The organism is Streptomyces sp. DH12 (assembly GCF_020873895.1).
GTDB lineage: Bacteria > Actinomycetota > Actinomycetes > Streptomycetales > Streptomycetaceae > Streptomyces.
Genome location: NZ_JAHWGT010001086.1, coordinates 1 through 451 on the forward strand (window position 1 = coordinate 1; position 451 = coordinate 451).

At 80.0% G+C, this 451-nt stretch carries 1 protein-coding gene; it reads right to left on the bottom strand.

The window, feature by feature from the left end; translation table 11 throughout:
• Positions 1–451 (bottom strand): DUF3103 family protein (locus LPA54_RS38645; protein WP_228985054.1); only part of this gene is annotated, 451 nt, incomplete at both ends.

The window sequence follows — 451 nt, forward strand, 5'->3', positions numbered from 1 at the left end:
GTGTGGGTCCGGCCCGTGCTGTCGTACGCGGTGACGGGGCCGTCGTCCGAGGTGGCTGCCGCCACCCAGGGCTGGGTCCCGGCGGTGAGCGCGCCGCGCATGGACGGGTCGCCGAGCCGCAGCCGCAGCAGCGGGCCGACGTCGGGGGCGAGGCCCTTGGCGGCGGCGATCCGGCGGTCGGCCGCGGCGAGGGTGGTCTTCAGGGCGCCGTCGGCGAGGTCCGTGACGGCGACCTCGTCCGAGGTGAGGGCGGCCTGGCGGACGCGGACACGCCAGGCCGGGTCGGTGAGCGCGGCGGCGACCGCCCGCGCGGCCGCGTCCTCGGCCGCGTGGACCTCGGACGCTGGTGACGTGCGGACGTCCAGGGCGGCCGCGGGGGCGGGTGCGGCTGCGGCCTGCGGGGCGGCGAGGGTCTGGCCGGCGCACAGGACGGCCAGTGTCGTAGCCGCGG